The sequence below is a fragment of the Halomonas cupida genome, assembly GCF_900142755.1.
GTDB classification, from domain to species: Bacteria; Pseudomonadota; Gammaproteobacteria; order Pseudomonadales; family Halomonadaceae; genus Halomonas; species Halomonas cupida.
Genome location: NZ_FRCA01000016.1, coordinates 26,347 through 41,053 on the forward strand (window position 1 = coordinate 26,347; position 14,707 = coordinate 41,053).

15 protein-coding genes are annotated in these 14,707 nt (G+C 62.1%); all 15 read right to left on the minus strand.

Translation table 11 applies throughout. The annotated features are described in order from the left end of the window. Positions 1–50: 50 nt before the first annotated feature. The 15 genes from tatC to pqqC all read right to left on the minus strand — a co-directional run bounded on the left by tatC (position 51) and on the right by pqqC (position 14,528). Positions 51–836, minus strand: a complete 786-nt coding sequence (tatC, locus tag BUE38_RS20400; protein ID WP_073437087.1) for a twin-arginine translocase subunit TatC — start codon at positions 834–836, stop codon at positions 51–53. After that, the gene (gene tatB, locus BUE38_RS20405; RefSeq protein WP_073437088.1) at positions 833–1,276 is read right to left on the minus strand and encodes a Sec-independent protein translocase protein TatB; all 444 of its coding nucleotides are present in this window, start codon (positions 1,274–1,276) and stop codon (positions 833–835) included. Before tatB ends, tatC begins: the two co-directional genes overlap by 4 nt. Before the next feature lie 6 nt (positions 1,277–1,282). Further along, positions 1,283–1,567, minus strand: coding sequence for a Sec-independent protein translocase subunit TatA (tatA, locus tag BUE38_RS20410; protein ID WP_073437089.1), 285 nt, complete (start codon positions 1,565–1,567; stop codon positions 1,283–1,285). Positions 1,568–1,677: 110 nt separating this feature from the next. Beyond that, a complete protein-coding gene (locus BUE38_RS20415; protein WP_073437090.1) occupies positions 1,678–2,022 on the minus strand; it encodes a phosphoribosyl-ATP diphosphatase in 345 nt (114 codons plus the stop codon). A 24-nt stretch (positions 2,023–2,046) separates the two neighbouring features. After that, positions 2,047–3,669, minus strand: a complete 1,623-nt coding sequence (ubiB, locus tag BUE38_RS20420) for a ubiquinone biosynthesis regulatory protein kinase UbiB (RefSeq protein WP_073437091.1) — start codon at positions 3,667–3,669, stop codon at positions 2,047–2,049. After that, a complete protein-coding gene (locus BUE38_RS20425; protein WP_073437092.1) occupies positions 3,669–4,310 on the minus strand; it encodes a ubiquinone biosynthesis accessory factor UbiJ in 642 nt (213 codons plus the stop codon). Before BUE38_RS20425 ends, ubiB begins: the two co-directional genes overlap by 1 nt. Positions 4,311–4,317: 7 nt before the next feature. Next, positions 4,318–5,064 carry a bifunctional demethylmenaquinone methyltransferase/2-methoxy-6-polyprenyl-1,4-benzoquinol methylase UbiE gene (gene ubiE / locus BUE38_RS20430; protein ID WP_073437093.1) on the minus strand — a complete coding sequence of 249 codons (747 nt, stop codon included), beginning with the start codon at positions 5,062–5,064 and terminating at the stop codon, positions 4,318–4,320. Positions 5,065–5,338: 274 nt separating this feature from the next. Further along, positions 5,339–5,722 (minus strand): gamma-butyrobetaine hydroxylase family protein, encoded by a 384-nt coding sequence (locus BUE38_RS20435; protein WP_073437094.1) that lies wholly within the window; start codon positions 5,720–5,722, stop codon positions 5,339–5,341. 158 nt (positions 5,723–5,880) lie between these two features. Continuing rightward, a complete protein-coding gene (hslU, locus tag BUE38_RS20440) occupies positions 5,881–7,203 on the minus strand; it encodes an ATP-dependent protease ATPase subunit HslU (RefSeq protein ID WP_073437095.1) in 1,323 nt (440 codons plus the stop codon). Between the two features lie 2 nt (positions 7,204–7,205). Beyond that, positions 7,206–7,724, minus strand: a complete 519-nt coding sequence (gene hslV, locus BUE38_RS20445) for an ATP-dependent protease subunit HslV (RefSeq protein WP_073437096.1) — start codon at positions 7,722–7,724, stop codon at positions 7,206–7,208. Between the two features lie 242 nt (positions 7,725–7,966). Continuing rightward, a complete protein-coding gene (locus BUE38_RS20450; protein ID WP_073437097.1) occupies positions 7,967–10,492 on the minus strand; it encodes an insulinase family protein in 2,526 nt (841 codons plus the stop codon). After that, on the minus strand, positions 10,489–12,306 hold the full coding sequence (locus BUE38_RS20455) for a prolyl oligopeptidase family serine peptidase (protein WP_073437098.1): 1,818 nt from the start codon (positions 12,304–12,306) through the stop codon (positions 10,489–10,491). The genes BUE38_RS20450 and BUE38_RS20455 overlap by 4 nt, the downstream gene beginning before the upstream one ends. After that, positions 12,303–13,451: a pyrroloquinoline quinone biosynthesis protein PqqE gene (pqqE, locus tag BUE38_RS20460; RefSeq protein ID WP_073437099.1), complete on the minus strand. Its 1,149-nt coding sequence runs from the start codon at positions 13,449–13,451 to the stop codon at positions 12,303–12,305. Before pqqE ends, BUE38_RS20455 begins: the two co-directional genes overlap by 4 nt. Then, positions 13,444–13,731: a pyrroloquinoline quinone biosynthesis peptide chaperone PqqD gene (pqqD, locus tag BUE38_RS20465; protein ID WP_073437100.1), complete on the minus strand. Its 288-nt coding sequence runs from the start codon at positions 13,729–13,731 to the stop codon at positions 13,444–13,446. The genes pqqE and pqqD overlap by 8 nt, the downstream gene beginning before the upstream one ends. Continuing rightward, positions 13,728–14,528 (minus strand): pyrroloquinoline-quinone synthase PqqC, encoded by an 801-nt coding sequence (pqqC, locus tag BUE38_RS20470; RefSeq protein WP_073437101.1) that lies wholly within the window; start codon positions 14,526–14,528, stop codon positions 13,728–13,730. Before pqqC ends, pqqD begins: the two co-directional genes overlap by 4 nt. Between the last annotated feature and the right edge of the window lie 179 nt (positions 14,529–14,707).

Sequence of the window (14,707 nt, forward strand, 5' to 3'; positions counted from 1 at the left end):
GGCGCGGCCCAAGGGCCGCGCCTTGTTCATGTTGGGCCACCAGCAGGGAGCTATTCCTCGGTGGCGTCCTCGCGCTCCTCGCGCTCCTCTCGCTTGCGCTTCACCAATCGTCCCATCAGCAGTCCCACCTCATAGAGCATGTACATGGGGACGGCCAGCAGAGTCTGAGAGATGATGTCCGGAGGGGTCAGCAGCATGCCGATCACGAAGCAGCCAAGGATGATATAGGGCCGCTTGGTCGCCAGACTCTGGGCAGTTGTCGCCCCAGACAGAATCAACAGGAAGGTAGCGATGGGAATCTCGAAGGCGATACCGAAGGCAAGGAACATCTTCAACACGAAGTTGAGATAGGCATTGATATCGGTCATCACCGTGACGTTTTCTGGCCCTGTCTGGGTGAAGAACGCAAACAACAGCGGGAACACCACATAGTAGGCAAAGGCGGCGCCAAGGTAGAACAGCAGCACGCTGGAAGCGAGCAGCGGTAATGCCAGTGCCTTCTCCTGTTCGTAGAGGCCGGGGGCGACAAAAGCCCAGGCCTGATGCAGCACGAACGGAACGGCAATGAACACCGCGACCACCAGGGTCAGCTTGAAGGGTGCCAGAAAGGGCGATGCCACTTCAGTGGCGATCATCTGTGACCCTGCCGGCAGCAGCTTCAGCAGTGGATCGGCCACAAACTGGTAGATGTCGTTGGAGAAGGCATACAGCCCGAGGAAGATGGCCAGAACGACCACCACAGCTCGCAACAGCCGCGAGCGTAGCTCAACCAGATGTTCTATCAGGGGCGCATGGCCCTCCTCAGTGGAGGAGGGCGTCTTGTCGGTCTGGCTCATCGCGTGGCGGAGTCCCTGTCAGGCGAGGAAGTATCAGGCGAGTTCGGTTGTGCACGGAAAGCCGAGTCGGAAGCAGATGACGCCGGGGACGAGGAGGACACGGGAGAACTGTCCGCATCGGCCTCACCGGATGTGCTGGCGTCATTGTCGCTGCGGGTCCCGGCGCCGGTTGGTTTGCCGCTGTCACCCAGTGACTCGACACCCTGCCGCGCCCGCTTGACGCTATCGTCGAGCTTACTCTGCTGCTCCTTGAGCTTCTGGCGCAACTCCTCTGCTTCGAGTTGCGACGTGATCTCGCGCTGTATGCCTGACACCGAGCGTTTGATCCGCCCTATCCACAGTCCGGCCGTGCGGGCCGCCCGGGGTAGTCGCTCGGGGCCAAGCACCAGCAGACCAACCACACCCACCAGCAGCAGTTCCAGGAAGCCGATATCCAGCATGGAGGCTTACTTGCGCTCGTCGGAGGATTCCGGCTTGCGCTCGGCCTCGACGTCATAGGTGTTGGTGCCAGTGCTGTTGGTGCCGGTGGTGTCGTCTTCATGACGCACCTGGGCCTGAGGGTCGGCGCTGGACTCGTTCTTCTTTTCCTCTTCTTCGGAGACGGCTTTCTTGAAGCCCTTGACCGCTCCGCCCAGGTCGCTACCGACGTTGCGCAGCTTCTTGGTGCCGAAGATCAGAATGATGATGCCGAGTACGATCAGCAGTTGCCAGATACTGATACCACCTAACATAAGAGCTTCCTCAAGGTTTGGCGCATGGCGCCATCAGTTGCTTTTATCGTCATTGCACGATTCGTCAGGCGAGCGAGGTGATCATCCTGATTTCCTCGTGGGTCACCTGCTCAGTCTTGCCCGTGCTGCCGAGCCGCCTTCTCATCGTGACCCGAGACGCCAAAGCGCCGCGCCAGTTCATCGAGGACCTGGCGATGGTCAAGGCCAAGGTGGGACAACATGACAAGACTATGAAACCACAGGTCGGCCGTCTCGGCGATCAACGCCTGTTGCGTGGCTGAATCTCCGCTGTCGACGTCCTTCGCTGCCAGTACAGTCTCGACGGCTTCCTCACCGACCTTCTCGAGTATCTTGTTCAGCCCCTTGTGATGCAAGGATGCTACATAGGATGACTCGGAATCTGCATGACGTCGGTCGGCCAGAGCAGCGTCGAGTCGGTCGAGAATATCGCTCATTGGTTAAGATTCCATTGCAGTCGGTCAGTTCCAGATCAGCAGCAGGGCGCCTACCGCGGCTGCCAGCAGAATCTGCCAGGGTTGGCCATCGAACCAGTTGGCCAGTGGCTGCCAGGCCAGTGCCACGGCGACCAGTGCCAGGCCGATACGCGTGCGCCGGGAGCGGCGTGCCTGTCGGCGCAGATGCGTCTGGACACCGCTCAGAGCTCTGGTCTGATCGTCGAGCTGCTGGCCGCGTTTCTCGGTCTGGGACAGGGCGCGATGTGCCAGCACCGGTAACTCCGGTAACTGGCGAGTCAGTTCCGGAGCCTGGCGCTTGAAGGATTCCCACAGACCGTGGGCACCAGCCCGCTCCTTCATCCAGCGCTCGAGATACGGCTTGGCCGTCGACCACAGGTCGAGATCCGGGTACAGCTGCCGTCCCAGTCCTTCGATGTTGAGCAGTGTCTTCTGCAGCAACACCAGCTGCGGCTGCACTTCCATATTGAAGCGGCGCGCGGTCTGGAACAGCCCCAGCAGCACCTGGCCGAAAGAGATGTCCTTGAGTGGCTTCTCGAGGATAGGTTCACAGACCGTACGTACCGCCGCGGCAAACTCGTTGGCACGAGTATCCTCGGCGACCCAGCCGGACTCGATATGCAGAGCCGCTACCTCATAGTAGTCCTGATGGAAGAAGGCCAGCAGGTTACGCGCCAGATAATCCTGATCCTCGCGGGTCAGACTGCCGACGATGCCACAGTCGATGGCGATGTACTGCGGATCCTGGGGATTCTCCCGGGCGACAAAGATATTGCCCGGATGCATATCGGCGTGGAAGAAATTGTCGCGGAACACCTGGGTGAAGAAGATTTCCACACCGCGTTCGGCGAGGCGCTTGAGATCGGTGTTCTGGGCCTTCAGGGCATCGATATCGGCCACCGGCACGCCGTGAATGCGCTCCTGCACCATGACACGCTGGCGAGTCAGTTCCCAGTGAATGGCAGGCACATACAGCAGCGGTGAGCGATCGAAGTTGCGCTTCAGTTGCGAGGTGTTGGCGGCCTCCTTGGTGAGGTCGAGCTCGTCGAACAGGGTGACCTCATAGTCACGAACCACTTCCACCGGGTGCAGGCGCCGAGCTTCGGGAATGCACTGCAGTGCCCGTGCCAGCAGGTACATCAGCGACATGTCCTGACGCATGACGCGATGGATGCCGGGGCGAATGACCTTGACCACCACATCGCGGCCATCCGGCAGGGTGGCTGCGTGTACCTGAGCAATCGAGGCCGAGGCCAATGGCTCACGAGAGAATTCTGCGAATGCCTCGGTCAGAGGCATTCCCAGCGATTCTTCGACCAACTGCTCGGCCTGCTCACCGGGGAAGGGAGGCACCTGATCCTGCAGTCGCTTGAGCTCGTCGGCGATATCGCCGGGGAACAGGTCGCGTCGAGTGGAGAGCATCTGGCCGAACTTGACGAAGATCGGGCCGAGGGCTTCCAGTGACAGGCGCAGCCGTTCTCCTCGCGAGCGGTCACCGGTGGGAATCAAACGTAGTGGTGACCAGCGGAAGAACTGGCGAACCGGCCAGGGCAGCCTGTCCAGCGGTAGCAGGGTATCGAGACGATAGCGGGTGATGACCCACAGGATGCGCAGAGGGCGAAGTATCATCAGGACTCGCTCTCCTCCGGCTCAAGCAGACGATTCAGGCGCGTCAGTCGAGCTTCGACTCGGTCCGTGGCCTGCTCAAGGTCAATCAGCAGGTCACGCAGCGACTCGAACTGCTGACGGCCCGGCAGCCAACGTGCTTCCTCGAAGACATATTCCGAGACATCGGCGCGCAGTTCGCGTTGGGTGCGGATTCCCCAGCGCGAGAGGCCACGCAGGCCTTCGGCCAGTTGGTGGGCGGGGGTGTCCCCGAGCCAGTGTGCCATCTCTGCTTCCCAGTCGAGATCAAGGTCCAGCAGCAGGTCTCGCGTGGCCTCGAGCAACTGGATCCGTCCGCGCACCGCCAGGCGGCCCTCGAACATCAGACGTTCCATATCGGTGCCGCTGGCCAGAGCACCGAGAGCCTCGGCGTCGATCTCGACGACCGCGTCGTAGTCCTGATCCGCCAGGCTCTCCGCCAGCATCAGATCGATGCCCTGGTGATGGTAGGCGATGACCAGCGCCACGGACGGGGACTCCAAGTGCAGCAGAATACGCTGGCCAGCCAGCCTGCGCAGCCGGGATGGTGCAGCAGGATCGCGGGACAGCAGAGAGTTGAGGGTCTTTTCGATGCCGGCCAGCACCAGGGTCGGAATCAATGCCATGACGCCCTCACAGCTTGATGCCGCGATGCAGGGCGACGATACCACCAGTAAGGTTGGTGAACTCGACGCGTTCGAGGCCAGCCGTCTCCATCATTGCCTTGAGTGTCTGCTGGTCCGGGTGCATGCGGATGGACTCGGCGAGATAGCGGTAGCTGTCGGCATCACCTGCGACCATCTCCCCCATACGTGGCAGCAGGCGGAACGAATACTCGTCATAGGCCTTGCTCAACAGCGGGTTGTTCGGCTTGGAGAACTCGAGCACCAACAGGCGTCCGCCCGGTTTGAGAATACGTGCCATCGAGGCCAGCGCCTTGTCCTTGTCGGTCACGTTACGTAGACCGAAGGCGATGGTGATGCAGTCGAAGGTATTGTCGGGAAACGGCAGGCACTCGGCATTGGCCTGCACATACTCGACATTGCCACCGGCGCCGTTGTCGATCAGCTTGTCGCGACCGACATTGAGCATCGAGGCATTGATGTCAGCGAGAACGACCTTGCCGGATGGGCCGACGATGCGTGAGAACTTGAGGGCCAGGTCTCCAGTGCCGCCAGCGATATCCAGTACCGTGTGGCCCGGGCGCACACCGGCGCGTTCGATGGTCAGACGTTTCCACAGGCGGTGGATACCGAAGGACATCAGGTCATTCATGACGTCATAGCGGGCGGCCACGGAGTGGAAGACATCCGCTACGCGGGAGGCCTTTTCCTCAACCGGCACGTCCTGAAATCCGAAATGAGTGGTGCGCTTGTCCATGGAACTCCTGAGCTGTCGCTGGAAGAGGCGGCCTGGCCGCAATGGGAGCTATTGTAGCCTTGCAGGGGAGGAATTGTCTTTGATCCGGCGGTGGTCGGAGTGACGAGCGCCACAGCCACGAGCTACGAGCACGCTACGCTCGAGCTGAACCCCGAACCTGAAGAAATGCACAGAGTTTCCGGTTCGGCACTGATCTGCTCGCAGCTCGAAGCTCGTGTCTCGGAGCTGGGATGGCACTGAACTGCTCGCCGCTCGAGACTCACCGCTTACCGCTCTACAACTGTTTGATCTCGATCCCCAATGCTTCCCGCGAAGCGCCTGCGTCTTCAAGGCGCTGGAGATAGTCTGCCCAGTTGGCATCGTAGTCACGAATCAATGCGTACAGGTATTCCCAGCTATAGAGCCCACTGTCGTGGCCATCGTCGAAATGCAGCTTGAGGGCATAGCGACCGGCCTGGCTGATATCGAGTAGACCGACATGTTTCTTGCCGACCTGCAGCGTGGCACTTTCTCCACCATGGCCACGGACTTCTGCCGAAGGTGAGTATACGCGCAGGTATTCCACCGGCAGGCGGTGGCTGTTGCCATCGGCATAGCCTATCTCAAGCTCTCTGGCCTTGCGGTGGTAGTGAACTCGGGTCGGAACGGGGGCACTCATGGAAAACTCCTTTGAGCTACGAGCTACGAGCTACGAGCTACGAGCTACGAGCGGCCCCGAGCCTCGCCCTTTGAAGGCTCTTGTCTGTGACCCAGCGAGCGGCATTGGACAGCTCGTCGCTCGCGACTCGGTGCTCGCAGCTCTTTTGCGGGTTACCCCTAGAGGATATACCTCGAGAGATCCTCGTCCATGGCCAGTTCGCCGAGCTGTGAATCGACGTAGGCACGGTCGATCAGCAGCGGGCTGCCGACATCGGAGCCCTTGAACGAGGCTTCCTCGAGCAGGCGTTCCATTACCGTATGCAGACGGCGTGCGCCGATATTCTCGGTGCCTTCGTTGACGTTGTAGGCAATCTCGGCAATGCGCTCGATGCCATCGTCAGTGAACTCGACTTCCAGGCCATCAGTCGCCAGCAATGCCTGGTACTGACGAGTCAGCGCCGAGGACGGCTCGGTCAGGATGCGCTTGAAGTCATCCGGCGTCAGTGCTGACAGCTCGACACGAATCGGCAGACGTCCCTGAAGTTCGGGGATCAGGTCCGAGGGGCGTGACAGGTGGAAGGCGCCGGAGGCGATGAACAGAATATGGTCGGTCTTGACCATGCCGTACTTGGTCGACACGGTGGAGCCTTCGATCAGTGGCAGCAGGTCGCGCTGAACGCCTTCGCGGGATACCTCTCCGCCGCTGGACTGTCCGCTGCCCTTGGCGACCTTGTCGATCTCGTCGAGGAACACGATGCCGTTCTGCTCGACGGCCTCGACGGCGCGAGACTTGATGTCATCCTCGTTGACCAGCTTGCCGGCTTCCTCGTCGCGCAGCAGTGTCAGGGCCTCGCGTACCGAGACCTTGCGGGTTTCGGTCTTGCCACGGCCCATACCGGAGAACAGGCTGGACAGTTGCTGAGTCATCTCCTCCATGCCGGGAGGCGTCTGGATATCGATGTTGGGTCCCTGGGCCGAGACCTCGATCTCGATCTCCTTGTCGTCCAACTGACCTTCACGCAGTTTCTTGCGGAACATCTGGCGGGTGGATGAGTCCTCGCGAGGTTCGTTCTCCTGGCCACGCGGTGGCGGCAGCAGCGCATCGAGAACGCGATCCTCGGCGGCGTCCTCGGCGCGGTGACCGACCTCGGTCTTGGCCTGTTCGCGTACCAGTTTGATGGCAGCTTCGGTCAGGTCGCGGATGATTGATTCGACATCGCGTCCCACATAGCCCACCTCGGTGAACTTGGTGGCTTCGACCTTGATGAATGGGGCCCTGGCCAGCTTGGCCAGACGACGAGCGATCTCGGTCTTGCCGACGCCGGTTGGGCCGATCATCAGAATGTTCTTGGGGGTGACTTCCTGACGCAGCTCTCCATCGAGCTGCATGCGGCGCCAGCGGTTACGCAGGGCGATGGCCACAGCACGCTTGGCGTCCTGCTGGCCGACGATGTACTGGTCCAGCGCATGGACGATTTCACGGGGCGTCATCTGGGTCATGATCAGAGCTCTTCCAGCGTCACGTTGTGGTTGGTGAACACGCAGATGTCGCCGGCAATTTCCAACGACTTCTCGGTAATCTCGCGGGCGCTGAGGTCGGTGTTCTCGAGCAGGGCGCGTGCGGACGCCAGGGCGAAGTTGCCGCCCGAGCCGATGGCGATGATGCCGCGCTCCGGTTCCACCACGTCGCCATTGCCGGTGATGATCAGCGATGCCTTGCTGTCGGCGACGGCAAGCAGGGCTTCCAGGCGACGCAGGGCACGGTCAGTACGCCAGTCCTTGGCCAGCTCCACTGCAGCCTTCACCAGATTGCCTTGATACTTCTCGAGCTGTGCCTCGAAGCGCTCGAACAGCGTGAAGGCGTCTGCCGTGCCGCCGGCAAATCCGGCCAATACCTGCCCGTGATACAGGCGGCGCACCTTGCTGGCGTTGCCCTTCATCACGGTATTGCCCAGCGACACCTGGCCATCACCGGCCAGCGCGACCTGGTCGCCACGGCGCACGGATACGATTGTGGTCATGGAGAATTCTCCTTGAGGGAAATGACTTCCCGGTGACTTTCGAGGGGATGAACTCCCTCGTCAGAATGCAGTTGGCAAGGAGATGCGGGCGGGGGAGAGAGAATTCAAGCGAAGCGCTGAGCCAGGAGTGGCAAACCAACCTGCTTTCCGGTGTCATACACACGGTCTGTGGGGCGCGGCTCGGGCGTATGGGATCAGGGCTCTGGAACACCACGCGTGTTGTACGCCGCTCTCTGGAGCCATCAGGCGCTGTCTGTGACACCTGGGGATGATGGCGAGTGGGCCCACCATAGTACCGGTAGCGCACCTGTCACCAGGGCGTTGGCGATGGCGGCCAGCTTGCCGGGCGTCAGGTCTGTCAGTGCCTGGCGCTGGGTTTCCCAGGGTGCCAGGAGACCCTTCCTTCGACGTAGGGCCTGCCAGGTTCGCGATAGTGCTTCGGTGTGGACTTCCGGAGGACCCCATTGAGCTGACAGGCTGGCTCTCCGCGAGGCGAAGCGGCTGACATCCAACTGTGCCAGGGCCAGGCAATGGGCATTCAGAAAGTCACACACAGCATCGCGCAGCGTCGTGATGTCGGCATGAGGTGACTGCACCACATAGCCCAGACGGGGCCAGCCATGGGCCTCGCGATAGCGCACTGCTGCCACATAGCCCAGGCCTCGACGTTGACGCAGTTCCTGTTGGAAGGCTGCGTCGTGGCACTGGGCCAGCAACTGAAAGAGTGCCTGGCTCGTCGGACTGTCGTCGGGGGCGTCGATCTGTAGCATCAGTGCCTGGTCATCTCCCTGGGACGCGAGCCAGTGGGTGGGGCTTGTTGCGATATTGCCGCATGTCGGCAGTGGGCAAGGAGGATAGACCTCGGTCGAGGGCACAGGGCTGGTCTTCGGGAGTTGAGCCATCAGGCGCTGACAACTGGCAAGGGCTTCGGTAGCACCTGGAGTGCCGCCGACCCATGCCAGAGGGCGTGAGTCAGCGGCTTGAACAGGAGGTGGCTGGGTTTCCAGACAAGCCAACAGGCGCTGGGCAATCAGCCCGCCTGACGCCGTTGGTGTTTCGGGTTCGGTGCTGGTGCAAGAGAGCCAGGCAGCCAGTGCCTGGGTAAGACAGGATTCGAGCCGTGAAGCCTCGCCTCGAACCCACAGCCAGTCACTGTGGGCATCGCAGCCCAGCGTCATGACCAGGCGTGGGGCGCTCGTCTGGCGCAGAGACAGTGTGGATTGCTGCCACCGGGCCAGTCGTTCGGGCTGCCCGGTCACCGGTGCCCGCCAGGCCAGGCCGTAGAAGGCATCGGCGACTGGAGGCCCACCACCCCACCATAGGGTGAATGCATCGTTGTCTTCGATCAGGCCCGGTGCCGGTGAACTGGCGTCGTCCAGCAACTTGCGCTCTGCAACGTACGGCGGTGTTCGAGGCGGCCAGGGCATGCTGGTGTGCTCACTCGGAGGGCAGTGGCGAAAGGGCGTCCGAGTTTCCGGCACGAGGTCGTTCATCATCGTCGACTGGGATGACTGCTCGAGCACTCGGCAGGGTTCGCTATCCAGCCAGGCGACCAGTTGTTCCATCGCTTCGATATTCGACTCATCTGTTGCCGGGGGCTGGTGCGTAGACTGGCTGACGGCAAGGCGACAGGCCAGAGTTCTTGGCCAGGTGTCGAGGTCGTGCTGGGTGACGTCGGGCGACTGGAGGGGCGATGGAGCGGTGGCGAGGCGTTTGGCCAGATGTCGTATGTGTGTCTGGCAGGTGGCCAGGACGGTCTCGACTTGTCGATGACCGGTTGGCGTCAGTGTCAGCGATAGCGACAGGGTGGAGGGGTTGGCCTCCGGTACCAGGCGGGCCGTGAGCTCGGTAATTGCCGTGTGCTGCTGCAGAGTGGTGGCCAGTTCGCCGTTGCCCAGGGCGCGGGCCAGGTGTTCATAGGCCAGCCGCTGCATTGCTGTCAGCGTGACAGGTAGTGGCCACAAGAGCTCGAGGGTTGGCTTGCCAGGCGCGCAACCGAGAGGTAGACACCACTGTACCCGGGCCGGCGGTGACCAGCGCCAGCTGCGCTCGGCCAGGCGCTCGGCGCCACCTGCAATGGAACACGCAGCGGTGGTCATCTGCTCCAGTTGGCGTTCCAGTGGCTGGGGGCCGAGCATCACCAGGCTCAGGCGCTCGGCGCGATAATGGCTGGCGTGGAAGTGAACGAGAGCCTTGTGGAGCTGGTCCAGGTCGGCGCCGAGACTCCGACGGCAACCATGGTGATTGTGGTGGGCGGGATGTGAAGGAAGGTAGAGGCGGGATAGCGCAGCCTGGCGATGTAATGCCGGATCGGCCAGACGTGCCTGGAATTCGGCCTCGATAACGTTGATTTCGTGAGTGATATTGTTCCGGGCCAGTTGGGGACGGAACACGATATCCAGCAGGCGATCGAGCCCGGCTTCTGCTGTGTCGGGGGGCAGAGTCAGGTGGATATCGGTGACGGCTTCGTCGGTGTGGGCGTTGTAGCGCCCGCCCTGAGCGCCGACCCACGCGGCGAAGTCGCCGGGTTGGGGGTGGCAGTCCGACCCCAGAAAAAGTGAGTGTTCGAGCAGGTGGGCCAGCCCGAGATGGGTTGTGGGCTCATCGAGAGCACCGGCTCCGATCGCCGCGACCAGGCGTACCTGACGCGCAGTGGGAACCTCGATGGCCACCAGGCGAGCCCCATTGTCGAGGTGGCGCTCGGCGAGGCGACTACCCGTTGGCAGGTCCGTGAACGGGAGGAGAGCGAGCTCGGGAGGAGTGTTCATGAGACCTTCCCACCCTGAGCGGCGAAAAAGGCCAGTTCACGTGCGATCAGGCGCTGTCGGTTGCTCGGGTGACGGATGCCATGGCCTTCATCGGGAAACAGTACGACCTCGGCCTTGATTTGCCGCTGACGCAAGGCTCTGGCCATGGACAACGTCTGGTCGGGGAGTACCACCGCATCCAGGCCCCCCTGGAAGAAGATGATCGGGGCGGAGAAGTCGTTGAGCCGATTGATCGGGCTGGCCTCTTGCCTGACTCGATCATCGCCCAGTAACCAATCAAGGTACTTCGATTCAAAACGGTGGGTCATGGACGCCAGACGCTGCGCATCGGTGACGCCGTAGAGACTGGCGCCAGCACAGAAGCGTCGCGTGCTCGCCAGGGTATTGAGCACCGTGAAGCCGCCGGCGCTCTGGCCGCGCAGAAACAGGCGCCCTGGGTCGACGAGGCGGCGGGCCACCAGTTCGTCGGCCATGGCAATTGCATCTTCGACGTCCAGCCGGCCCCACTGACCGGCGAGGCGTTCGCGAAAGGCCCGCCCGAAGTTACCGCTCCCGCGTGGGTTGAGGTCTACTACGGCGTACCCCTGGCGTACCCACCAACGAATCAATGGGTCGAACACCGGATAGCATGCGGCGGTAGGGCCACCATGCACACGCATGATCAGTGGCGGAAGCACGTCATCGGTGGCGCCGGGAAGATAGACAAATGCCGTGACATGTTCGTCACCGGGCAGTGGGGCGCTGATGTAGGTCGGTGGCGGGGCATCGTCTGGAGTCGGTAGTGCATGGAGTGTCTGCTGATGGCCAGTGCTCAGACTCACGCGGGCGAGGCGTGCGGCATGACTCGGCCCCTGGGTTATGGCATACAGCCATCCCTCAGCCGTCGCCAGACCTATCACTCGCGTGGCATCGGACAATAGCCGATGATGTTCGTGCCCGAGACCATCGACCTGCACCGTCTGCGCGGCGCCTTCATGGAAACGCAGCAGCAGACCTGTGTGACGATCAGGCCACAGGTGATGACATTCGCCGAGTTGCCAGGGGGTGGGGACATGGTCGGCTGGGTGCTCACCGAGTGGATAGGCGTTGTCACCTTCGATGAGGTAGGGCTGCCACCAGCCGCAGTGATCGCTGATGACCACCAGGTTTCCATCGCCGGAGAAACAGGGCTGGGTCACCGCACCGCCGCCATCCCAGACATGCTGGTGCAGGATATGACCGTCGGGATCGAGATCGGCGATGACAAGGTGCGCGCGTTGCCATGGCATATGGGGGAATGCCCATTCTACCCACGCCAGCCGCTTCCCATTCGCTGAGAGTGCAGGGGCACCATGGAAATCGGCCCCTTCGGACAGTACGGTACGCTCGTTGTCGCTCAGCGCGACTAGGCGTTGTGTTGCCTTTCGCGCGCTCCCCTGCTCCTCGACAGCCAGTAGACGCTGGCGCCGGGGGTCGGCGGTCAGTCCTCCATAACGGGTATCGGGTAGTGACCACCAGAGGCGGGGTTCTTCCTCTGTCAGCGACTGACGGTAGAGCCTCTGTGTGTCATCGGCAACGAAGATCACGGTGCCGTCGAGGTATGCATGGGCACCCCCACCATAGCCATTGACGCGGCTGGTCACGTCCAGTTCGGGCGGTGTCAGAGGGCGAGCTCGATCGTTCACCCAGTGCCAGAGTCGTCGCCGTCCGGTTGTCGGGTCGGCCGCCAGCCAGAAGGCTCCAGCCTCATTGGCTCGCAGATCACTGAGCCCATCGGCAGGCAGAGCCGCCTGACACAGATCATCGTCGAGATCCTGAAGTTCGCAGTCATTCATGCACGGCAGAACACCTTCGATTCGTGGGTATTACGTGGTGTCAGCTCGTGGGCCGAACGTCGGTCAGCAGCGGCCTCTTCACGGGTAGCCTCGATCAGCGAGTGATCGGGCGATAGCGCGCAGACCGGGTCAGTGGCCGTAGGGTCCCCGGTCAGCAGGTATGCCTGGCAGCGGCACCCGCCGAAGTCCTGATGGCGCTCATCGCAATCGCGGCATGGCGACGGCATCCAGGCGTCGCCGCGGAAGCGGTTGAAGGCGAAGCTTTCGTACCAGATCGTCTCCAGTGACTGCTCCCGCACTGACGGAAATGTCATCGGCAGGATCCGCGCGCTGTGGCACGGCAGAACCGTGCCATCCGGGGCGACGGTCATGAAGATGGCTCCCCAACCCCCCATGCAGGCCTTGGGTCGCTCAGCGTAATAATCCGGTACCACGAACAGCAGGCGCATATCGCGACCTCGGACAGCTAGTGCCTCACGCCAGCGCTGAGTGGTGGCCTCGGCGGCCTCGAGCTGTTCGCGACTCGGCAGCAGGCCGGTGCGGTTGAGATGCGCCCAGCCATAGAGCTGACAATTGGCGAGTTCGACGGCATCGGCACCGAGGTCATCGCAGAGCGCAATAATGGCATCGATGTCGTCGATGTTGTGGCGGTGCAGAACGACGTTGAGCACCATCGGGTAGCCGGCTGCCTTGACCGCACGGGCCATGGCCAGCTTCTTCGCATGGGCCTTGGGCGAGCCGGCCACCGCCGCGGCGACGTCGGCGTCACCAGCCTGCAGGCTGATCTGGATATGGTCGAGGCCAGCCTCGCGCAGGGCCCCGATACGTGTCTCGTTGAGACCCAGTGCCGAAGTGATCAGGTTGGTGTAGAAACCCAGTTTGCGGGCTTCTGTGACCAGTGTCTCGAGGTCCTGGCGGACCAATGGCTCTCCGCCGGAGAAGCCCAGTTGCACTGCCCCCATGGCACGAGCCTGGCGCATCGCATCGATCCATTCGTCGGTGCTGAGCTCGTTGTGCTGAGCGGCGAAATCCAGTGGGTTGGAGCAATACGAACACTGCAGTGGACAGCGATAGGTCAGCTCGGCCAGTAGCCATAGGGGGCGGCCTGGCGAGGCGGGACCTTGTGCGACAGGACGTTCAGCCATGGTGGATCCACCCCTGGTTGGAGGCATCGTGCAGAAACTCCTCCACGTCCTGGGCAAGTTCCTGAACGGGTGCCTGAGGGTAACGGCGCTCAAGCTCGGCAAGCAGTGCGGCGACGTCACGTTTGCCGTCGAGCAACGTCAGAATGGCGCCAGCACTTTCATTGAGTTGCACCATACCTTCAGGATAGAGCAGTACGTGACATTGTTGAGCTTCTTCCCATTGCAGGCGCCAACCCGGACGTAGTCGGTAGACGGTCGATCTATCGATTGCCTCGCTCATGCCAACCCCCGGTGATAGACGCGCTGTTGGGTAACGGTGTGATAGGGCGGACGATCGAGCTGATAGGCCAGGGTCATGGCATCAAGCATGCTCCACAGTACATCGAGCTTGAACTGCAGAATCTCCAGTGCTCGCTGTTGTGCGGACCAGGTAGTGCAGATTGCCAGCGCCAGTTCAAGGCCATGCTCGACGTCGCGACGTGCCTCGCCCAGCCGTTTACGGAAGTACGTATAGCCTGCCTCATTGATCCATGGGTAGTGTTCGGGCCAGGTGGCCAGGCGACTCTGATGTGCCTGGGGAGCGAACAGCTCGGTGAGCGAGGATATCGCCGCCTCACGCCAATCGGCCCGTCGCACGAAGTTGATATAGGCATCCACTGCGAAACGGACTCCCGGCAGTACGTACTCCTGAGACCACAGTTCGTCGCGCGTCAGGCCCACGGCTTCTCCCAGTGTAAGCCAGGCCTCGATACCGCCCGTGTCGTCACCGTGGCCGTCATGGTCGAGTAGGCGCTGGACCCAGCGACGGCGGGTGGCGGTATCTGGGCAGTTGGCCAGCAGCGCGGCGTCCTTCTGCGGAATCATTACCTGGTAGTAGAAGCGGTTGGCCACCCAGCCGCGGATCTGCTCGGGAGTCGCGCGGCCTTCCGCCATGTCGATCTGATAGGGATGGTGGATATGGTAATAGTCGCCCTTGGCCAGCAAGGCGGCGCGGAATGCCGCCTGGTCGAGTGTCTGACCTTCTTTCCCGGTATCGAAGGGGGAGGGTGTCGTGAATGGAGGTGTAAGCGAGGGCATGGTGAAGGTCTCCCGAGTTGAGCGCTGCGATTGCCGTCACTATTAACATGGGAATCAAATAGCTCATCCTGACCGATTTGATTTTCGTCCGCACCACACTGGCGCAGATGGGCGGATCTGCTGGTGTGGTGCGGTCTCGCATCGGCCTAATGGCCGATGGCGGCACGTCCCTGTGCCGC